20 protein-coding genes, 2 pseudogenes and 1 other annotated feature are annotated in these 21830 nt (G+C 43.5%); of the genes and pseudogenes, 15 read left to right on the top strand and 7 right to left on the bottom strand.

Annotated elements, in window-relative coordinates:
• Positions 1 to 516: 516 nt before the first annotated feature.
• From Q0K92_RS06775 to Q0K92_RS06730, 10 genes are all read left to right on the top strand, one after another.
• Positions 517 to 2046, top strand: coding sequence for a hypothetical protein (locus Q0K92_RS06775; RefSeq protein WP_297325046.1), 1530 nt, complete (start codon positions 517 to 519; stop codon positions 2044 to 2046).
• Positions 2047 to 2241: 195 nt separating this feature from the next.
• Entirely contained in the window at positions 2242 to 2817 is a 576-nt protein-coding gene (locus Q0K92_RS06770; protein WP_297325045.1) for a class I SAM-dependent methyltransferase, read from the top strand.
• 99 nt (positions 2818 to 2916) lie between these two features.
• Positions 2917 to 3789 carry a sulfotransferase gene (locus Q0K92_RS06765; protein ID WP_297325044.1) on the top strand — a complete coding sequence of 291 codons (873 nt, stop codon included), beginning with the start codon at positions 2917 to 2919 and terminating at the stop codon, positions 3787 to 3789.
• 95 nt (positions 3790 to 3884) lie between these two features.
• Positions 3885 to 4808, top strand: a complete 924-nt coding sequence (locus tag Q0K92_RS06760; protein WP_297325043.1) for a sulfotransferase — start codon at positions 3885 to 3887, stop codon at positions 4806 to 4808.
• A gap of 56 nt (positions 4809 to 4864) precedes the next feature.
• On the top strand, positions 4865 to 5851 hold the full coding sequence (locus Q0K92_RS06755; protein WP_297325042.1) for a sulfotransferase: 987 nt from the start codon (positions 4865 to 4867) through the stop codon (positions 5849 to 5851).
• Between the two features lie 105 nt (positions 5852 to 5956).
• Positions 5957 to 7174 carry a glycosyltransferase gene (locus Q0K92_RS06750; protein WP_297325041.1) on the top strand — a complete coding sequence of 406 codons (1218 nt, stop codon included), beginning with the start codon at positions 5957 to 5959 and terminating at the stop codon, positions 7172 to 7174.
• A complete protein-coding gene (locus Q0K92_RS06745) occupies positions 7171 to 8691 on the top strand; it encodes a hypothetical protein (protein WP_297325040.1) in 1521 nt (506 codons plus the stop codon). Before Q0K92_RS06750 ends, Q0K92_RS06745 begins: the two co-directional genes overlap by 4 nt.
• Before the next feature lie 196 nt (positions 8692 to 8887).
• A complete protein-coding gene (locus Q0K92_RS06740; RefSeq protein WP_297325039.1) occupies positions 8888 to 10069 on the top strand; it encodes a glycosyltransferase in 1182 nt (393 codons plus the stop codon).
• A gap of 56 nt (positions 10070 to 10125) precedes the next feature.
• Positions 10126 to 10926 carry a WecB/TagA/CpsF family glycosyltransferase gene (locus tag Q0K92_RS06735; protein WP_297325038.1) on the top strand — a complete coding sequence of 267 codons (801 nt, stop codon included), beginning with the start codon at positions 10126 to 10128 and terminating at the stop codon, positions 10924 to 10926.
• A gap of 148 nt (positions 10927 to 11074) precedes the next feature.
• Positions 11075 to 11995 (top strand): sulfotransferase domain-containing protein, encoded by a 921-nt coding sequence (locus Q0K92_RS06730; protein WP_297325037.1) that lies wholly within the window; start codon positions 11075 to 11077, stop codon positions 11993 to 11995.
• Positions 11996 to 12000: 5 nt separating this feature from the next.
• Here the strand turns inward: Q0K92_RS06730 and Q0K92_RS06725 are convergent.
• A pseudogene (locus Q0K92_RS06725) lies at positions 12001 to 13281 on the bottom strand (IS3 family transposase).
• Positions 12889 to 13004: a sequence feature (AL1L pseudoknot), on the bottom strand. It overlaps the preceding pseudogene by 116 nt.
• A 102-nt stretch (positions 13282 to 13383) precedes the next feature.
• Positions 13384 to 14562 (bottom strand): trypsin-like serine protease, encoded by a 1179-nt coding sequence (locus tag Q0K92_RS06720; RefSeq protein WP_297325036.1) that lies wholly within the window; start codon positions 14560 to 14562, stop codon positions 13384 to 13386.
• A gap of 355 nt (positions 14563 to 14917) precedes the next feature.
• Between Q0K92_RS06720 and Q0K92_RS06715 the strand changes: the two are divergent.
• From Q0K92_RS06715 to ycaC, 3 genes and pseudogenes are all read left to right on the top strand, one after another.
• Positions 14918 to 15813: pseudogene (locus Q0K92_RS06715) on the top strand (pirin family protein).
• 60 nt (positions 15814 to 15873) lie between these two features.
• On the top strand, positions 15874 to 16224 hold the full coding sequence (locus Q0K92_RS06710; RefSeq protein ID WP_297325035.1) for a SnoaL-like domain-containing protein: 351 nt from the start codon (positions 15874 to 15876) through the stop codon (positions 16222 to 16224).
• Positions 16225 to 16262: 38 nt separating this feature from the next.
• The gene (gene ycaC, locus Q0K92_RS06705; RefSeq protein WP_297325034.1) at positions 16263 to 16892 is read left to right on the top strand and encodes an isochorismate family cysteine hydrolase YcaC; all 630 of its coding nucleotides are present in this window, start codon (positions 16263 to 16265) and stop codon (positions 16890 to 16892) included.
• Positions 16893 to 16966: 74 nt separating this feature from the next.
• Here the strand turns inward: ycaC and dnaB are convergent, their stop codons facing one another.
• From dnaB to rpsF, 5 genes are all read right to left on the bottom strand, one after another.
• A complete protein-coding gene (gene dnaB / locus Q0K92_RS06700) occupies positions 16967 to 18355 on the bottom strand; it encodes a replicative DNA helicase (protein WP_297325033.1) in 1389 nt (462 codons plus the stop codon).
• Positions 18356 to 18477: 122 nt separating this feature from the next.
• On the bottom strand, positions 18478 to 18933 hold the full coding sequence (rplI, locus tag Q0K92_RS06695; RefSeq protein WP_297325032.1) for a 50S ribosomal protein L9: 456 nt from the start codon (positions 18931 to 18933) through the stop codon (positions 18478 to 18480).
• Positions 18934 to 18944: 11 nt separating this feature from the next.
• Positions 18945 to 19226, bottom strand: coding sequence for a 30S ribosomal protein S18 (gene rpsR, locus Q0K92_RS06690; protein ID WP_110341801.1), 282 nt, complete (start codon positions 19224 to 19226; stop codon positions 18945 to 18947).
• Positions 19227 to 19245: 19 nt separating this feature from the next.
• Positions 19246 to 19548: a primosomal replication protein N gene (gene priB, locus Q0K92_RS06685; RefSeq protein WP_297325031.1), complete on the bottom strand. Its 303-nt coding sequence runs from the start codon at positions 19546 to 19548 to the stop codon at positions 19246 to 19248.
• Positions 19549 to 19554: 6 nt separating this feature from the next.
• The gene (rpsF, locus tag Q0K92_RS06680; RefSeq protein ID WP_297325056.1) at positions 19555 to 19962 is read right to left on the bottom strand and encodes a 30S ribosomal protein S6; all 408 of its coding nucleotides are present in this window, start codon (positions 19960 to 19962) and stop codon (positions 19555 to 19557) included.
• 245 nt (positions 19963 to 20207) lie between these two features.
• Between rpsF and Q0K92_RS06675 the strand changes: the two genes are divergently transcribed.
• Together Q0K92_RS06675 and trpD are read left to right on the top strand one after the other, a co-directional pair.
• Positions 20208 to 20789: an aminodeoxychorismate/anthranilate synthase component II gene (locus Q0K92_RS06675; RefSeq protein ID WP_297325030.1), complete on the top strand. Its 582-nt coding sequence runs from the start codon at positions 20208 to 20210 to the stop codon at positions 20787 to 20789.
• A gap of 9 nt (positions 20790 to 20798) precedes the next feature.
• A complete protein-coding gene (gene trpD / locus Q0K92_RS06670) occupies positions 20799 to 21830 on the top strand; it encodes an anthranilate phosphoribosyltransferase (RefSeq protein ID WP_297325029.1) in 1032 nt (343 codons plus the stop codon).

Raw genomic sequence — 21830 nt, 5'->3', positions numbered from 1 at the left:
AGTAGATGTTTTAGGGAGATGAAGAAAGCATATCGTTGTAATGTGCCAAAGCTGTCACTATTTTATCTAACTATAGACGAACTTTTTGTACAATTCATCCTATTTTGTTAATGAACTATGTTAGGAGAAATCTGGTACAGCTCTTGATTCTATTTGTTGATTGGGAATGGAACATAAAAATACCACTACATATATATAAACCCCTTCGCGCAATTGATGAGTGATAGAAGGGGAAGCAAGAACTTGTATTGATATCATTATAGCTCAGATGAGGCTTCATTATTTCTGTATTACAGATTCAATCTAAATTTTTTGAAATTCAAATATGGTGTTGAAATTGATAGCTAAGTAAAATAAGTAGCCCAAGTCACCTGGGATGTACCATTTGTGCGTGTGCACACGATCTTATCGTATTTCCTTATCGTTAGATTTGAAGTGCCGCAATTTCTACTGAGAATATTTCTACCCTTAATTGTTCAGAGTAACAGTACTACTTCGTAATATCAATAGTTAATTATGAGCGTAAAAGTACCAATTTTACTAATGTCTAGTAGTAGTCTGAACTCAAGAGCACTGCCTATTGCCCTTCTAGTTACTGGTGTTTTATTTCTATCAGTATTAAGTGGTATATTTGCAGCGTTCGGTAACGTAATTCTTTTGATCGCTTTGCTAGCTCTGTATGGTCTTTTTTTTGTCCTTGCTGCTCCTGCTGGCTGGACAGTATGGATTATATTTTTGGCGGCATTCTTGATCACTGGGCCGAGTGCCTACTTTATACGATTTTCGCAGCTTCAATGGTTTACTGTCTTGGTGAGTGCGGCGCTATTGTTACCTGTGTTACTCCACCTGCTACGTAGCAAAGCCAATATACTGGCAGCTCCAATTTCAAAGGATTTTTTCTGGCCTGCTACCTTTCTTCTGTTAATAACTTTCTCTACCATAATTGATCAACCTAAATTCTCGGAATTTGTGAATGCATCTCGTCATTACCTATTTATGTGGCCATTAATGCTTGTCTTTATGTTGGGTTTAGTTCGTCAGGAAATGCTGGTGCAATTATGGAAGGCTCTTATGGTTGTGGCGGTTATGCAACTTCCAATGGCAATTTATCAATATTTCTTTGTGGCTAAAAAGAGTGTGCGACTTTCTCCTTGGGATGCTGTGATTGGTACGTTTCAAGGCACTATTGAAGGTGGCGGTGATAGTGCCGCTATGGCTATAATGTTGCTGATCGCGATGCTGACTGCCATAGCGCTATGGCGTGAAGGGAAATTGCGTGGTATGTGGATGGTGCTGGTCGTAGTAACGAGTCTTGGCACGATAGCTTTGGCGGAAGTTAAGGCAGCAGTTATGCTGTTGCCGATTGTTATTGGTCTGTATTATCGTAAAGAGTTATTACGGCGCCCCATAGAATCGGTTGTTGTTATGATTGGTGCACTCTTGTTGGTCGGTGGCATTTTTATGGTTTATGAAAAGCTTCACTACGGAGAGATTTCAACACATACATTCAACAAGAATCAAGCTACTTCAACTTATGATCGTGTAATGAGAGCATTAAGTCCGGAAACGGAATCTTCAAATGGGCGTCAATTGGGGCGTATTAATCACTTAGTGAACTGGTGGGATATTAACGTCATGAGTGGCGATATACAGCACAGCTTATTTGGTTATGGTATGGGAGCAACATTTGCCAGTAGAATCGGTACTGGCGAGTTAGTAAATCGTTTTCCCTATCAATTGAACACATTTTCCTCTGTTATTCTACTTTGGGAGATAGGCATCTTAGGGCATTTAGTTTTTCTTCTTGTATTAATATCTGGTGTGCAAGTTTCTAGCCGGGGTGCTAGGAATGAAGCTGTTCCAGAGATTCATCGTATTTTCCTCAGAGTAGGTGCAATTGGTTTGCTATTACTTGCTATAACGTTACCATACAAAAATTTTCATTTCTATTCCAATCCGATTCAATTCCTTATGATGTTCATGCTTGGTCAGGCAGCATACTGGTCACGTTTCATAAAGAGCTATGAGAAGATGAATGGATCATGAAAAGCAAAGATTTTGCGAACATTACAAAAGTTTTATCGTACGAATAAGGGATGTGACTAGTTCTTACGAAAATTTGCTATTGGAGGATAGGCATGGCCGAAGTGATTGAAGCAATTCCAGGGAATATCGTTTTGATCAACTTGTTTTTTCGTGGAAATGAATGATTTTTTATGCGGTTAATGATAGGAGAAGAGAATGAAAAACATGTTGAAAAATATATATTCGAGATTGAGAATCCTTTCACCATTTGTGTATTACCTCATCCAATACAAGCGAGCTGCAATCAAGTTAGGTAGAACAGGTGGGAGTGTTCAATATAAAAGGATATTTGAAGAATTTATCGAAAGCTGTGAAAGTAAATCATGCCTGCAAATTGGGGTAAAAGATAATGTAGGTAAAAAATATGGACCTAATTGGGTAAGTGTTGACAAGTTTGATATGCGTGATTTCATTGATTATCATTACGATATTCATGATTTGCCCTTTGAGAACGAAAGTTTTGATGCCGTGGTCTGTATATCAATATTGGAGCATGTTCCTTATCCTTTGAAAGCCATAAGTGAACTCAAGAGAGTTCTAAAGCCTGGTGGAAAAATATGGGTTCAATTACCATGGCTTTATCCCTATCACGAAGCTCCAAAAGATTATTGGCGTGCTAGCCCAGACGGATTAAGGATATGGATGGAAGATTTCAAGGAGATTTCGTGTGGGATTGATTTATGGGATAAAACTTATTTTTCAATAGCAACATATTTTTATGGAGAGAAATAATAGCTATGATGAATAGCGGATTTGTTCTCTTTTGGAATAGTTTTCCAGCTTCATCCCCAAGATGATGGGTTAAATAATTCATATGTCGTTATTATAGAAATGAAAATTAATTTCATAGGCATTGGTGCGCAGAAATGCGCATCTACTTGGGTGCACCGTGTCCTTTCTGATCATCCAGAGGTGGCGGTCCTCCCAGGAAAAGAGATTGATTTTTTCTCATACTACTATAACTTCGGGTATGAGTGGTATGAAAGGCATGTGGGGGAAATTGACCCTGTAAAGATGATAGGTGAAGTATCTCCTTCATATTTTTCGGATACCGATACGCCTGAGCGAGTGTTTCTTTATAATCCAAATATGCGAATCGTACTTTCCCTACGCGACCCGATAGAACGTGCTTATTCAAATCATCTGCATGAAGTCAGGCTTGGTCATGTAACTGGTCAGAATCTTGAATTTGAAAACGGGTTAATGAACAATCCCATGTATTTAGTGCAATCAAGTTACGCACAGCAGCTCGTTCGTTGGCTTGCTGTATTTCCGCGCAATCAGATTTTGGTGATTTTTCAGGAGGATATTCGTGATGATCCTCTCGGTCAAGCATTGAATTTGTATCGCTTCCTAGGCATATCGGAAGACTATCAATCCTGGTTTCTGGAAAAAAAAATAAATGAAAGTCTAGTCATAAAAAATACCAGAATAGATTACTTTCTAAAGCGGTTAGGGAAGCTCGGGCGATCTATAGGGGCTAGTGAAATAGTTGAAACAACCAAGAAAAGTGATTTAGTTCGTCGTTTGCGTCGCAAATATAACCAGATAGACTTACGTCAGGTTATTCCACCAATGCGTGACGATACTAAGATACATTTGCAAAACATGCTAGCTGATGATATGCGTGAATTGTCGCTTCAGCTTGGGAGAGAGGATTTGCCTTGGCCAAGCTGGAAGGCATTACATAATAAAGCAAAGTGAGGATTAGCTGTGTTTGCTATGTTAATGCGCTATATGGTTGTGTTGTTGAGGGATATTACTGAGAAGAGTTTAGAGCGAATTTATCGGAGGGAATTATGAGCAAAAGAGGGGCGCGCGTAGTATTCCTTCTTGGTGCAGGTCGTTCTGGTACTACGCTACTTTACAAGATACTATCTACCCATCGGGGTGTAGCGTATTTAAGTAATTACCAAAAGCGATATCCTAATTGGCCATTTCTGGCCTATTTGCAATATATACTCAATCAGTTTCCAGAGTATAAACGCCAAACTTGGTTTAAAGAGCAAGGTAATGCTTACTTTAATGAACGACGTAAATGGCTGCATTCTATTGTACCAACTCCCTCAGAGGCTGAATCGGTATATACCAGTTGCGGTATTCCTCTAATACCTACAGGTGATTATCGCTTGCAGCCTCAAATGGCTGGATGCTTGCAGGATAAATTTGAATGTATTCGCCAGACTTCTCGTAACGAGGTATTGTTGACCAAACGTACTGCCAACAATCGTCGTATACCACTTCTTAAACAAATTTTTCCTGATGCAAAATATATTCATCTAATTAGGGATGGTCGTGGAGTGGCTTATTCTTCGCTGCGAGTAGCTTGGTGGAATGACCACATCTTGTATTGGGCTGGCAAAACACCCCAACAAATGGTTGTAGCGGGTTCTAATCCATTGGAACTTGCAGCACGAAATTGGGTTGAGGAAATGCAAACACTGGAGCAAGGAACTGCGCTGATTCAGAGTAATCACCTATTGGAAGTGCGATATGATGAACTTCTGCGCAACCCGTGTGAGCAATTACAACGTATCTTGGATTTTATGGGGGTAGCTACACAAAAAGATGTCGCGTTTTGGAATGTCATAGAATCCTTGCATCTCGCGCCAAAACAGGAAGCATGGACTCGTAGTTGGACCGAAGTGGAATTGAAGATAGTGCATGATGTGCAGAGAGATACTTTGTGTCGCTGGGGTTTTGAAACAAATAATAGATCATGATGTACTCATTGTGAGAGAGTCGATTTATTGAATAATTAAAGATGGGAATACCTAAAATGATATATCCTAATTATGATCAGGCAAAAAGGAATGCTCAGGATGATTTTCGCGTTCTATATATTTGTTCCGCAGCGCGCAGTGGTTCTACTCTGACTGATATGTTTTTGGGGGGGCACTCCAAAATCGCTTCGTTGGGAGAAGTCGATCTTTTGGGCAAAGCCATTAGTTTGAATGCCACATGTAGTTGTGGTGATAAGTTGCGTGTTTGCGTACAGTGGCGAAAGATTTTTGATGCTGTTTTAGCATTTCAAGGTATTGATCTAATAAAGGATCCATATAAACTCAAGTTATGGGATATTATTGCCTTTAATGAGATTGACTATCAGCAGCAAAAGCCTGCATATCGTTTGGCAATTAACTTACGTAAGGCGTGGATGGAAATTCGGGATCACTTGCCGCATGGCTTACGTAAGGACTTTCCTATACCGCCTACATTGCTTAAGGCGCTTCATAATAAGATGAATTTATATCGAGAGATTTCTAGTTGCTGGAACAAATCTATCATTGTAGATTCATCTAAAGTTTTTCGCGAAGCGATTGAGTTGCATCAGCGTTGGCCAGACCTTGTCAAAGTAATACTGCTGATTCGTGATGGAAGAGGAGTTTATCTTTCACGCCGTTCTAGTGGGCGCAGTCAATTTGAAAGTGTGCATGGATGGCTAAGCTATTACCGTCGTGCGCTGCCCTTGCTAGAAAGCCATATCACTCCGGGTAGTCTACTCAAAATACGATATGAAGATATTGCATCTGATCCGAGAAAAGCTGGTCAGCTATTGTGTGATTTTGCTGGAATTTCTTTCGAACCGAACATGCTTGATCTCGCCCAATCCACACGGCATCTTGTCAATGGCAATTATACAAAATTTTCTCCTGGAAAAGGAATACGGCTAGATGAGCGTTGGCTAACTGAGCTCAATGGAGAAGAGCTAGATTTCTTTGAACGCATTGGTGGCAACATGAATCATCGTTTAGGTTATCGTTAACGCTATGTCTCATCTTTAGAGAACTATACTGATATTTTTAACAGAAATTAATTTTGTTAAGTCGAATATGCCGAGTGCCTGCTCACAGGAGGCAGAGAAATTACCATGAAGATGCTCTATATTGTAGAAGATCGTTTCCCGCCATTTCGTGCAGATGTAGTGGAATTATTCGCTAAGCAGATGCCAATGCGAGGTCATCAGATCGATTGGCTGATGCAGCGAGGACCGGAAGCGCTCAGTATTTCTTCGCCAACAAATTGGTTGAATAATACTGTGTATCTTACACCGCGAAGTAGATATAAGGGGTTACTGGGTCGAATAATAAATGATAATCTGTTAGGCATGTGGGGGGATTTCATGATCCTCCCGCTTGCCATTAAAGGTCAGTATGATGTGATCCAGGTACGTGATAAGTTTTTTGCTAGTTTGATTGCTTGGCTAGCAGCCCGTCTGACTAATGCTCGTTTTATTTACTGGATGTCCTATCCATTTGCAGAATCCAAGCTACATCAGGCGCGTAACCGGATCGTGCCTCATTACCGTTTAGTTTGGTTCAAGGGGCAGACTATCAGGATTCTGCTTTATAAGATTATTTTGCCACTAGCTGATCATGTCTTCGTACAAAGCGTGCGTATGAAGGAGGATGTAGCGCAACAAGGTATTTCTTTTGCTAAGATGACTCCAGTTCCTATGGGCATTCGAGCTGACCAAGTAGGCAAACCTGAAGATGCTGTTGCACCGAACACAAATGCACCTGTATTACTTCATCTTGGGATTATCATGAAGTTGCGTCAATCAGAAATGCTGGTGCGTGTGCTTCAGCAAGTGCGATCGAACTATCCTGATGCCCGGCTATTATATGTGGGAGATGGTCAGCTATCGAGTGATCGCCAAGCGGTCGAAAAGGAAATATCTCGATTAGGGTTGTCGGATGCCGTAACCATAACAGGTTTTTTACCTATGGAGCAGGCTTGGGAGTTGGTGAAACGAGCAGATATTTGTTTCTCACCTTTCTACCCGATACCTGTTTTACTTTCTACTTCCCCCACCAAACTTATTGAATATATGGCTATGGCCAAATGCATTGTGGCTAACGAGCACCCTGAGCAGCGTCAAGTAATGGAAGCAAGTGGCGTTGGAAGATGTATTCCATGGAGTGAGCAAGCTTTTGCTGAAGAAGTTTGTTGTTTATTAGATGATCCTGAGAGTGCGCGAGCCATGGCGGCAAAAGGACCGAAGTGGGTACGGGAGAATCGTACCTATGACGTGATAGCTGATTTGGTGGAGTCAAAATACCAAGAATTACTTGGGCAGACGATTTGAATAATTCTGATCTCTATTCTGGCAAACGTTTTCGCCAAGCTATTCAGCATTTTCTACTGGGACGAACTGCGCAAGCGATTGCTTCCCTGATACTCACACTATGGTTGGTACGTTTATTAATGCCGATAGACTATGGAACTTATATGGTTCTGTGGGGAATGGTAGAAATGATGGTGCCGCTGAGCTCATTAGGTATGTTGGACGCGGTTCGGCGCTATCTGCCAGAGCTAGCAGCACGAGGAGCACCGGGTGATCTAATATGGTTTGTTCGCTGGATGACTCTAATTCGACTGGCTATTATGGTAGCGTGGGCGGCATTAATCGCTACCTTCTGGTCCGATATCGCTGCATGGATGGGCTTTAGTGTGCCGCAGAAGGATGCTACCTTTCTAGCAGTAGGACTCATCATTACCGTTATTGGTTTTCGCTATGCCGCGGAAATGCTCGAGTGTCTTCTGGAGCAGCGATGGTCGCAATTAATTCATGCCCTTATGCCTTTAGGGCGTTTAATTGGAATAGCCGTGTTGGTAATTGCTGAGCATCTGACTTTGGAATATTTACTTTGGGTAGATTTGGTTGTATCGCTAGGCTGCTTTTTATTAGCTGAGTTTTTCTTAATGAAAAAATTGCGCGCCTTGCCCGATAAGGGTAATTTAAAGATAAGTATATATGAGATACTTAGCTTTGCGTGGCATATGGCTGGGGTTAATTTGCTACGGGCCATCGCAAGCTTTGGCGCGCTCCGTATCCTTGTGTCGCATACGCTAGGGCTTGAAGCAGCTGGTATGTTTGCCTTTCTACAGCAGTTGTTATTGATGATCGGACGCTATTTGCCTGCTAAGCTGCTGGCTAATATTATTCGGCCTATGCTAATTTCTCGCTATGTGGCTGGAGAGATTGACGTGGTTAAGCAAGGCATGGCGCTGTTGTGGAAGAGTAATTTGCTTGTCATTACTGTTTGTATGGCAGCGATAGTTGTCGCAGGTGATTCGCTCATCATGGTGGCTAGTAGTGGGCGCTTTGTTGATGCGGGTATGCTTATGCTGATTATGCTGCTGGGTTTGGGTGCTACCAGCCAGGGACAACTAGTTATCATGATCATGCAGATATTCCCATACACTCGTCAGTTAAAGTATTTTAGCTTATTGTCTGTGATGTCACCGTTAGCGGTTGTTGTTGGCTCGAATTGGGGATTGATTGGGGTGGCTAGTGGAATTGTGCTCAGTGTGTGGTTGTTGAATAGCCTGACTTTATTTTGGTTAAACCGCCAAGCTGGGCGTATGAAGCTAGATTGGTTGGGTATTTTGCGTGGCTTTGGTATAACTGTATTGTTGGCAATTATCGGTTGTATGATTGAACATGAATTGGGGGCATGGTGGGGGCTTACTGTAATGTTGCTGGGCTACGTGCCGGGATTGATGCTGGTGAAGCCATTAAACCAATTTGATAAAGTACTATTGAATCGAGGATTGCGTCGTCGCGCCTATTTTTTTGCTCCTTTCGTATCGAAGGGATAATGGTAGTACTGTTATGGAACATGATTAAAGATCATATAGTTGTATGTAGAATAAATATTTTGGGTATTAGCGCATTAGTCAATTAAATGTTTAGCGGATAGGTTTCCACGTGTTGAATTGGAAGCAGCTTTGGAATAATAATGCTCATCTATCTGCGGTATCTTAATACGTTTTCCTGGATTCTCTAAAGATGTGATTGATCAATATTAATGCGGGAGAGCAAGAATTCTCGTTCAATTCCTTTATCAATGTACCTAACATGAATGTCAGTGAGAAGAAAATAAAAATTATGCATGTTATCAACGGAGAATTTTTCTCCGGTGCCGAGCGAGTGCAGGATGTTCTGGCTTTGCGTTTACCAGATTATGGTTATGAAGTGGGTTTTGTTTGCATCAAACCAGCTAAGTTTTCTGCCTGTCGGAATTCTACCGTGCCATTATTTGAAGTGCCGATGAAGTCTAAATTTGATTTAGCACCGGCATGGAAAATTGCACGTATTATGAAACAAGATGGTTATGCCCTATTGCATACGCATACTCCGCGTGCCGCCTTGGTAGGACGGATAGCAGCTTGGTTGACTGGTGTGCCGTTAGTGCATCACGTACATAGTCCTACTACACGTGATACTGAAAGCGTTTGGCGCAATCGTAAGAATGCGATCATGGAACGATTGAGTCTAATTGGAGTTGCGCGATTGATTCCAGTATCGAGAAGCCTTGAAATCTATCTGAGGAAACAGGGATGGCCGTCGACGCGAATTAGTATGGTCGCTAATGGAGTAGTAACGCCTGGTACTTTACCCAATCGACTCAAGTCAAATGTGGAATGGGTAATCGGTAGTGTGGCGCTTTTTCGTCCACGTAAAGGCATGGAAGTTCTGATCCAGACTTTGGCAAAATTACGTCAGATGGGACAAATTGTACGTCTACGAGCAGTAGGTCCATTTGAAACGATAGAGTATGAAAAGACAATCAAAGAAATGGCTGAACGCCTAGGTGTTGCGGATGTAATCGACTGGATTGGCTTCACTCAAGATGTAAACGCCGAGTTTGCCAAAATGGATGTATTGGTATTACCTAGCCTTTTTGGTGAAGGTATGCCCATGGTAATCTTGGAAGCCATGGCGATGGGAGTGCCGGTAGTGGCGTCAGATGTGGAAGGAATCCCAGAAGTGCTGGAACATGGGCGCACTGGTTTGATAGTCCCTGCAGGAAATGCGGAGAAGTTGGCTGTTGTATTGGCAGAGCTAATAAATAATAAATATGATTGGAATGCTATACGCGAAGAAGCTTACCGATTACAGGTGGCAAGTTTTTCAGATCGCAGTATGGCACAGAGTGTGGCTCATGTTTATGATGCAATTCTTGGTAAGCGATAGTTATGGAACGCTATCAATTGTAGACACTGACAAAACTGTTAAGGTGAATGTATTCTATGAGTCATGTTTCTTTATTTGGATTACATATAGAAGATACAACATTAATCGGTGCGAGTGCGAATATTATTCACGATGCCAAGTTAGGTGTGCGGCGTAAGATTTATTTTGTCAACGCGCATTGTATTAATATCGCCGCTGTAAATACGAATTATCTTTGTGTATTGCAGGATAGAGGAACTCTGTTATTTGCAGATGGTAGCGGCATGCGATTAGCTTCTAGGTTTGCGGGTTGTCTACTCAAGGACAATGTCAATGGAACAGACCTGTTTCCATTAATTTGTCGTGATGCTGCAGATTCCGGAATTAAGCTGGCGCTCCTTGGAGCGCATCCAGGCATCGCGCAACGTTGTGCAGATAACATGAGTAATCAATTTCCTGGCCTGAATATTGTTTGGACTCATGATGGCTACTTTAGTGCAGATGATGAACCGGAAGTGATCAAAGCTATCAATGACAGTGATGCACAAATCCTTTTGGTGGCAATGGGGGTGCCGATGCAAGAATTTTGGATTGCTCGTAATGCCGATAAACTACGTGTCCCTGTTTTGCTGGGTGTGGGAGCATTGTTTGATTTCTATTCTGGCACAATGCCACGTGCACCGCAATGGATGCGCCAATTTGGCTTAGAATGGTTATTTCGGTTCATCATGGAACCGAGAAGGATGTTTGTGCGTTATATCGTGGGTAATCCGGTATTCATCATGCGAGTATTATGGCGGCGTTTACGAGGACAAAAATTTTTGCAAGAAGTATCCCTAATCGGCAACTTGGAGCGAGCAGCGCGTGGCCGTGACTAATCTAGCCTATATTTTTCTGCAGTTTATTCAAAATAATGTACTACAACAGCTTGAAATAAATAATAATTGTGAATCATAATATCTGATTTTTGTATTCAAGCAGCATAAGATGATTTAATTCCTTGTTCTCAAGAAAGGTGTGTAATACATGAAGAAAGTACCCGGAACCGGTTTGGCCAATTTTATTATTGCTGGCACAGAAAAGGCTGGTACAACATCGGTGTTTACCTATCTGAGTACGCATCCTTCAGTTTGTGGCTCAATTATCAAAGAAACAGATTTCTTCCGTAATTCATATACCGGTGATCGCGAGAAGGATATTGCCAATTATGCAAGCTATTTTGAAGACTGTGCTCATCAAGCAGCGATAGTGATGGAAGCTTCACCAGGCTATCTCGGTAGTGGGGCAGAAGTAGCAGTACGCATCCATGCGATGATACCTCACACTAAACTGCTGTTCATTTTGAGAAACCCTATAGATCGAATGTATTCTTCGTTTAACTTCCACGTTGGTAAGCTGAATATCAGTAAGGACTTGAGTTTTGAGGAGTACATTGATAAATGCATTGCTTATGACTCCGGCCAGAAAACCCCTGTCGAACTGGGTATTGATGAATGGTATTTGAAAGTGATCAGTTTTGGTCGCTATGCCGATTACCTCAAATATTACTACCAGCAGTTTCCAGAAAATCAAATCAAGGTAATGTTTTTTGAAGACATGGATCGTGATATACACGGCTTCATGCGTCAACTATGTCAGTTTCTTGAAATCTCTCCAAATTACTTTGATGATTACAACTTCAAGAAAATTAATGTTACCTATGAAAGCAGAGTGAAATGGTTGCATAAAGCAGCAATTAGTTTCAATACAAAATCCGAGCGTTTTCTGCGACAAAGACCTAGGCTGAAGCAGTTCATGGTGAGTTTGTATAAAAAGATTAATCAAGGAAGAGAAGGTTACGATGAAATATCAGATGAAAGCTATAGTAGGCTTAAGCAATATTACTGGCCCAGCATTGGCGCATTGCAGGCATTAGCTGGTATAAAAAGAGTGCCTTGGGACATTTAAGCAGTCTACTCATCATGGAAGTGTTTTGGGTGAATCGCTCCGGATTTTCCAGAGACATATTTTCTTGAGTCAAGTGCATCAGCTGACTCCTCCCGATTGCGATAATACGCCTTTTCAAATTCTACCGGCGGGACATATCCGATTGCATCCAGCAGTCTTCGATTGTTGAACCAATCCACCCACTCCAATGTAGCAAATTCTACTTCTTCGATACTACGCCAAGGACCGCGATGCCGTATGACTTCGGTCTTGTACAAACCATTGATGGTCTCGGCCATGGCATTGTCATAAGAATCTCCGATGCTGCCGACGGAAGCGTCAATATTTGCCTGCGCCAAACGTTCCGTATAGCGAATCGACAAATATTGGCAACCGTGGTCGCTATGATGAATCAATCCTGCGGTTTCCCGCCGTGCCCATAGTGCCTGTTCCAATGCATCCAGTACCAGATCCGTTCGCAATGAACGACTCACTCGCCAACCAACAATATACCGGGCAAAAACATCGGTGATAAAAGCCACATAAACAAATCCCATCCACGTCGCTACAAATGTAATATCCGCCACCCACAGTTGATTGGGCCGGGCAGCTACAAATTGCCGGTTAACCTTGTCCGTTGGCCGGTCAAGCAAATCGTCCGAAATGGTTGTCCAACACTTTTTGCCGCGTCGAACACCTTGCATTCCAAGCTTCTTCATCAACCGTTCGACCGTACAACGAGCAACACCAATACCTTCTCGCAGCAACTGCCGCCATACTTTGCGAGCACCATAAACGCGGAAATTGTCTTTCCATACCCGCTGTATATCAAGTTCTAGTCTCATGTCCCGCTTGATGCGATCAGGCAATCGATCCGGATCTCGCTCGCGTGCTTTGTGTTCGTAATAACTCGACGGGGCAATCCAGATTTCATTGCAGATTGGCTCGACCCCGTATTCTGCTTTGTTGCTATCGACAAATGTCACCATTATTTCGGTTGGAGGTCGAGCGTCCTTTCGCAAAATAGGCCGGTGCCTTACGTAATATTTCGTTGGCTCGCTTTAATTCCCGATTTCCTGTTCCAATTCCTTGAGCCTCTCACGATCCGCACTCGACATGCCGCCTCGAATTCCCTGATCAATCTCTGTTCGTCTTACCCACGTTCGCAACGTCTCCGCTGTGCAGCCAATCTTTGATGCGATCGACTTGATCGCCGACCATTACAATTCATGCTCCTTTTGCAGCTCGAATACCAATCTTACCGATCGTTCTCGTACTTCCGGTGAATAGCTGATTTGATTTCTCATCTCTTCCGCCTCTCAAACCATTTTATCTCTGGAAAACCCGGGGCGATTCAATTGTGATGCCCCCGACATAACCGGGGGCTTACTGCTATGCATTACTATACATTAACATGCTGCGCTAGGGCAGACTGTGTTGACCAGCGGCACAATATTACCGCTCGTAAACGGGCTGGCTCCTTGTACCTTGGGATCAGTGCTGGTGTAACCCCAACTTGTCACGGCAACAATGGTATTCTTTTGAGCGCTTAGGCCTGGAAGATCAGGCGTTGCAGCAGGGTCAATACCAAAATTTACAATCCAAGGTCCACCACTGGAACCACCCCTCATTCTTGAACCAATCTGGATATTGTTAAACCATCCGGCAGTTGTTATCGTGTAACCAAGCGAATCTGTACGCTGCATCGCACCACCATTCCCCAGTCCTACCGGATAACCTAATTGGGTAATTTCGGTTGCATTAAGTCCTGCAAAAGAAGTAAAACCAAAGTTATTCCAGCCATAGCCTAAGAAACCTGTGCGATCACCAGGGTATACACCTGCAATAGGAGCTGCCACCAGCACGGCAACATCATTTGGACAAACAACATCACATCCATCAGTTCCATTGATCCATGACGTCATGACTACAGCACTCGTAACGCCATATACACCATAGGGCGCATTAGGAGTAAATCTATCATTCTTGGCAGGTACATAGACCCAATTACTATAAAACGCGTTAGTTCCGTACCCCGCTACACAGTGAGCAGCAGTTACTATGATGCCTTTTTTGATTAAAGAAGCAGAACAAACGAATGTGCTTGTGCCGATATTGAAAAATAGCTTACCAGATGCTCTAAAAGGATATTCTTTAGACACTCGACCCGCTTTAGCATCGGCACGTGATGTAGTGAAGGGATGTTGGAATGTTCCAAATTCTTGTGTTGAGATTCCATCACTTGCATCGGTTGAATTCAATTTAGGAATCGACATAGGATTTTCCTTGCCGTTTCCTGATTGCCCGGATGAAAAACCAGGTGTGCCTTTAAAGGCTTTCTTTGCTCCGCCGGAAATTTCCAGAGTTTCCGGTACCATTTGTGGCGGTTCGGGCATTTGTATTGCACGCGCACCAGAAAAATTAATATTAGCCATTTGAGACTGCAGATTATTTGATGGCGCTGTTAAAATAGTTACATTGCCGCTCTGTTTTACTTCGCCACCAGAAACTGCTGCATAGCTCGTAGCACTTAGGAAAGATAGCGACATAAAAACTGCAGCTAGTCGGAAAAATTTGATCTTCTTCATCGCAAAGCTCCTATTCTTTTAATTAATTAAATTTGAATTTCACTCAAGGATACTATCAATCCTAATTTCGTTTGATTTGCCCGAGATCATCTGGTCGATAAATTACTAAATGTTAGAAATTCAATATCGATCTTCTAATTCAGGGAAGTTCATGAAAAAACTCCCCTAATGCAAAATATAACTGCACTAATAATCACAGGCATGTGACAAAACTCACATGTTCATACAGAAACAGTTTTGGTTGAGAATTCTCATCAATTGAGCCGCTTCCCAGCAGCTTTCCAAATTGCTCATGCGAACAATAGCGTAGTATGATGAATGGGCGTGATTCCTCAATAACAGGAGACAATTCATGATGACAATAAAACCTGAAGCATCATTCAAGAAATTGTTGCGCATCCAGCGAAATACAAATCAGCATTGGGTCGGTGATGGTTTTCCGGTGCGCACACTGTTTTCCTATTCAGCGCTGGGGCCCATGATCAGTCCCTTCTTGCTGTTCGATTATGCAGGACCGATGGAATTTCCACCGACCGAACAACGCCGCGGCGTGGGCGAGCATCCACATCGCGGTTTTGAAACCGTTACCATTGTGTATAGTGGTGAAGTGGAACACCGTGATAGTTCCGGTAACGGCGGCAAAATTGGCCCAGGCGATGTGCAATGGATGACGGCAGCTTCCGGTCTGGTCCACGAAGAATTCCATGGTCGGGATTTTGCGCGACATGGCGGTGTGCTTGAGATGGTGCAATTATGGGTCAATCTACCTACCAAAGATAAGATGTCGCCCCCGCGTTATCAAAGTATCCTGAATAGCCAGATTCCTGTCGTCCAGCTCCCGAACGGTCAAGGAAGTGTGCGTGTGTCATTGCCGGTGAATTCGAGGGAACTGCTGGACCGGCGCATACCTTTTCGCCAATCAACGTATGGGACTTGCGTTTAACCAACGAACAGCCCATCGACCTGGTTGTGCCGGATGGCTACAACACCCTGCTGGCAGTGCTCAAAGGCTCGGCGCGCGTCAATGGATCTGAAACCATTGGCGCAGCAGAAGTCGGTTTGTTTGATCGGGCAGGTGATTATATTCATATCGATAGCGCACCCAATACGACAGCGCTGCTACTATGCGGTGAACCGATCGATGAACCTATCGCGGGCAGCGGCCCGTTTGTTATGAACACTGCAGAGGAAATTCGCCAGGCCATGGTGGATTATCAGAGTGGCAAGATGGGGAAATATCATGAGCACTGACAGGCTGATTAGGCAATAGAATCTATTGAGCCAATCATCATTCAATTCGGGGAAATAAAAATGACTTTGGAAGAGCAGCTCAACGACTTAAATCGGATGATTCTCAAAGGTGAAATACTGGAATCGATGGATAAATATTATCATCCCGATTGTATCGTGATCGAGAAAAATGATGTGGTGGCACAAGGTTTAAAACAAGCCAAAGACCGTGAATCCGAGTTATTCAAAGGTGTTGAGGCATGGCTTAAATCGGAAATCATATCGACCGCCGTGGGTGACAACGTGACGATGACCGAGTGGCATTACGAGTATCAGCACAAAGACTTCGGGCATAAAAAATTCGATCAGGTGGCGGTGCAACACTGGCAGGACGGCAAGATCATCAGCGACCGTTTCTATGCGCTGTATTGAACGATAGCTTCATACTCAAAACCCTAAGGAGCACGGCAATGAACCAGACTTTCAAATACAACCGACTTTCCAAAGATGATGCTGTTTTACTATTGGTAGACCACCAGGCAGGACTGATCTCGCTGGTACAGGATTTCTCGCCGAATGAATTCAAAAATAACGTACTGGCTTTGACAGCGTGCGGCAAGTATTTTCAACTACCCACCATTCTGACCACCAGTTTCGAGGATGGCCCGAACGGACCGCTCGTTCCTGAAATCAAAGCAATGTTTCCCGACGCGCCTTACATCGCACGTCCCGGCAACATCAATGCCTGGGACAACGAAGATTTCGTCAAGGCGATTAAAAAGACCGACCGCAAGCAACTGATCATCGCCGGCGTAGTCACCGAAGTCTGCGTTGCCTTTCCGGCATTGTCCGCCATCGAGGAAGGCTATGAAGTGTTTGTCGTCACCGATGCCTCCGGTACATTCAATGAAGTGACCCGTGATGCAGCTTGGATGCGTATGCAAGCAGCCGGCGTGCAGATGATGAGCTGGTTTGGCGTGGCCTGCGAATTGCACCGTGATTGGCGCAACGATGTCGAAGGTCTGGGTGCCTTATTTTCCAGCTATCTGCCCAACTACCGCAATCTGATGACAAGCTACTTTGCCATCACCAAGAAATAAGGTGGATTAGCTCTCATTGAAACTGCAAGTCAATGGAAAATATGGATCAAATCGAACTACTGAGAAACATCCTGTTAATAATATTCTGACTTAGCATAGCTTTCGAAACGGGTATATTCGCCCAGGAAAGTCAAATCAACCTTGCCAATCGGCCCGTTTCTCTGTTTACCAATGATAATTTCTGCAATACCTTTGTCGGGTGAGTCCGGGTTATACACCTCGTCACGGTAAATAAACAGAATCACATCGGCATCCTGTTCTATTGCACCCGATTCCCGCAGGTCCGACATGACAGGGCGCTTATTGGGGCGCTGTTCAAGACTCCGGTTAAGCTGGGACAATGCGATCACAGGCACTTTAAGTTCTTTGGCTAATCCTTTTAAAGCGCGCGATATTTCCGAAATTTCAGTGGCACGATTTTCGCCTTGACTGCTGGAAGACATCAGCTGCAAATAATCCACCACAATCAAGCCCAACTCACCATGCTGACGATAAAGCCGCCTGGCCCGTGCTCTCAGTTCCAGCGCATTCAGCGCCGCGCTCTCATCGATAAAAATAGGCGCTTCATTGAGCTTGCCCAATGCATGGGTCAGTCTAGGCCAGTCCTGGTCGTCAAGACGACCGGTACGAACCTTATGCTGATCCAGCTTGCCGACAGATCCCAGCATACGCATTGCCAGCTGTGCGCCACCCATCTCCATACTGAATACAGCGACCGGTTTATGCAATTCCAAGGCAACATGTTCTGCAATATTGAGCGAGAAGGCCGTTTTACCCATGGATGGCCGGCCCGCTACAATGATCAGGTCTCCGGGTTGAAATCCGGATGTTTTTTGATCGAGATCGTGAAAACCGGAAGCAATGCCGGTTACATTGCTCGGATTATCTTGGCTGTAAAGTAATTCTATTCTTTCAACCACTTGCTTCAAGAGCGGTTGAATATCCATGAATCCTTCTTTACCTCGGGCACCTTCTTCAGCAATTTCAAAAACTTTTGCTTCCGCTTCGTCTAGTAAATTGGCTGCAGAGCGGCCAGCGGGATTATAAGCAGAATCCGTTATCTGCACGCCAACCTGCGCCAGATTACGCATAATTGAACGTTCACGGACAATCTCGGCATAGCGTTTGATATTAGCGGCCGACGGGGTATTTTGTACGATCGTGCCTATGTACGCGAGTCCGCCAACAGTTTGAAGTTCTGCTGATATTTCCAACGACTCGGCGATCGTGACAACATCGGCAGGCTTGTTTTGCTCGATCAATTTACAAATATGATGATAGATCAGACGATGATCCTGTCGATAAAAATCACTATCGGTAATGATGTCGGCAACTTTCTCCCAGGCATTATTATCCAGCATGAGTCCACCCAGCACAGATTGTTCACTTTCAATAGAGTGCGGCGGAGTTTTATAGGAATCTAAAAACTGATCTTGACTGATACTGATGGGTGATTGCGCCATGGATATCCATTTAGGAACACAAGTGGTTAATGTTTAATTCTATCATCTGCTGAATTCCAAATAAAAAAGGACTATGTGAATAGTCCTTTTTAAGCATTTTCTCTGAGAGTTTTTTATAACTATCAAACCATTGCTTCGCCTAACACAGAGACAGTAATACTTGCTGAAACATCACTGTACAGCGCAACGGTAAGCGGGTAATCCCCAACTTGTTTCAGCGGCCCATTCGGCATGCGAATCATTGATCTTTCAATGACAAAACCTTGAACAGCAAGCGCTTCAGCAATATTTGCATTGGTGACTGAACCAAATAACTTGCCGTCATTGCCGGTTTTTTGGGTAATCTGTACTAACAATCCATCCAATTTATCAGCAATAGCCTGAGCAGCTGCTAACGATGCCGCTTGAATCTTCTCAAGCTCGGCGCGTTTAGATTGAAACTCTGCAATCGCCTGTTCGGTTGCACGTTTTGCTTTTCCTTGAGGGATCAGATAATTACGCGCAAAACCGCTTTTGACATTCACAATGTCACCCAATTGCCCCAAATTAGTAACTTTTTCCATCAAAATGATTTGCATATCATGACTCCTTAGTGCTGATCAGTATAAGGCAATAGTGCCAGAAAACGAGCATATTCCACTGCTGTACTGAGCTGGCGCTGATAAAAAGCGCTTGTTCCGGTTATGCGCGCTGGAATTATCTTGCCATTCTCACTAATAAAGTCTTTTAAGATTTCAATGTCTTTATAATCAACATTCTTTATGCCTTCCGCAGTAAAACGACAAAACTTTTTGCGCTTAAACAAAGGACGATTGGCTTTTTTCTCTCTTTCTTTGTCTTTACTGTCTTTACGTCTTGTAAAACGTGTCATTTTAATTCCTATTATCTGATTAAATAAGTTCGATATGATCGGTATGCAATACCAACTGTTGATTCATATGACTTTTTCTATTGAGAAACCCAATGAGTTTAACCGTACTGTCAAGCTTAAATCCGGCAACAGTCAAAGCCAATTGTCCCAATGCTACTGCAAGAATATCCAATATTATTTGTCGAGCTACACCAGCTTCCTTTTGTCGAGATACATGCTTGACTGTGAACTCGATAACGGCAATACCGGCAGGCGTGTAACGCAAAATGCCTAGTTTGGCAATTTTTCCACAAATGATTGTTTGGTTACATTCCAATTGCAATACAGTCTACGCAGAGGCGCTGGATTCTTCCGGCGTATCATCGGACTCCTCAGCGCTTACATCCGCAGTGTGCAAGCCTGCGGCACTCGATCTTTCCTCTTGGCGCATCATGGGTGATGGTTCTGTGACAGGCCCTTTTGTTTTAATGGTTAAATGACGCAGAATAGCATCATTGAATTTGAACGCATGATCCAAGTCATCCAAGGTCTCTTGATCACACTCGATATTCATTAACACATAGTGCGCCTTATGAACTTTCTGAATCAGATAGGCAAGTTGGCGGCGCCCCCAATCTTCCATACGATGAATTTTGCCGTTCTTTGTAGTAACAATACCACGATAACGTTCGATCATTGCTGGCACTTGTTCACTTTGATCAGGATGAACAATAAAAACTATTTCGTAGTGTCGCATAAATTCCTTTTGGGTAAAGTCTCCCATCAATTGAGATAATCATGGTGAGACAAGGTTTAAAACCGTGTAATTTTACTGAATTAATAAGGCAATATCAAATAATGTTCAAATAATTGTGATTATATTATTAGCATTATCATTGAACTGGTAAAATTTATTCGTTTAATTTGACCACCCATCATTTGATATAATCTTTCTCACGAAAATTTTAACAATAGCATGTACAAACAAAGTGTTAACAAAATATGTTGCTAATGATTGATAACTACGACTCCTTTACCTACAACTTGGTGCAATATTTCTCTGAATTGGGCGAACACGTTGTTGTATACCGGAATGATGAAATTACCCTGGATAAAATTTCGCAACTCAACCCCGAACGAATAGTCATTTCTCCCGGCCCCTGCACGCCCAATGAGGCGGGAGTATCGCTGTCAGTGATTAACCAGTTCAGCCGGGATATTCCGGTTTTGGGGGTTTGCCTGGGGCATCAAAGTATCGGGCAAGCATTCGGCGGACGGATTATTCATGCAAAACAATTGATGCATGGCAAGACTTCGCCAATTTTTCATCATAATCAGGGTGTTTTTCGGGATTTGCCAAACCCTTTTATCGCGACTCGCTATCACTCACTGGTCATCGAGCGTTCGACATTACCCGATTGTCTTGAAATTACAGCATGGACCGAAGACGGTGAAATTATGGGGATACGCCATAAAACACTGGCCATCGAAGGTATCCAATTTCATCCCGAATCCATTTTGAGCGAGCATGGACATCAAATGCTCGAAAATTTTCTTAACCGATCTGTAAATCAGGCTGAATAAGGTCACGCAATGACTCCACAAGAAGCACTGCACCGTATTATTGCGCATCAAGAAATACCGCACGATGAAATGGTGTCCCTAATGCGGCAAATCATGCAAGGGAAACTCTCACCCGTTCTTATCGCTGCAATCATCATCGGTCTCCGGGTAAAAACAGAAACCATCGGAGAAATAGCCGCAGCTGCCGAAGTCATGCGTGAATTGGCAACCAAGGTTGAAATTCCCGATAGCGCTCATCTGGTCGATACCTGTGGCACAGGCGGAGATTCATTACACACATTCAATATTTCAACGGCGTCGGCATTCGTTGCCGCAGCTGCGGGGGCGCGCGTCGCCAAGCATGGCGGCAGATCAGTTTCAAGCAAATCAGGTAGCGCTGACGTCCTTGAAGCGCTCGATGTTAATTTGAATCAAACACCGCAACAAGTTGCACAGAGCATCAGTGAAATCGGTGTCGGTTTTATGTTTGCTCCCAATTATCACGCTGCCATGAAACACGCCGCGCCAGTACGGCGCGAACTCGGTGTCAAAACATTATTCAACATCCTCGGACCGCTCACCAATCCTGCCGGCGCCAAACGGCAAGTACTCGGTGTATTTAATCGCGATCTGGTTAAAACGTTGGCGCATGTGCTGCAGCGACTGGGCAGTCAACATGTGTTGATAGTCAACGGACACGATGGATTGGATGAAATTACAATAACCGGTGAAACACATGTCAGTGAATTGAAAAACGGCAAGGTAGAGACTTATACCATCCGGCCGGAAGATTTTAATCTTACAACATCTTCAATCGAAGCGATTCAGGTTACGGACAGCGCGCATGCCAAAACAATGCTGCTTTCCGTGTTGGAAAATGTCGCCGGCCCTGCTCGTGATATCGTTTTACTCAACGCCGGCGCCGCTATTTATGCGGCCGGTATTGTGGACACGCTTGAACAGGGCATAAAAACAGCGCAGCAAGCTATTGAAAGCGGTGCGGCATTCAAGAAACTGCATGAACTCGTGGCGTTCACTCAAAAAATTTCTGCTGAAAAATAA

Source organism: Nitrosomonas sp. (genome assembly GCF_024282095.1).
Taxonomy (GTDB): domain Bacteria; phylum Pseudomonadota; class Gammaproteobacteria; order Burkholderiales; family Nitrosomonadaceae; genus Nitrosomonas.
The sequence above is the reverse complement of the archived record's forward strand: the minus strand, read 5'-3'. Positions and strand labels throughout refer to the sequence as shown.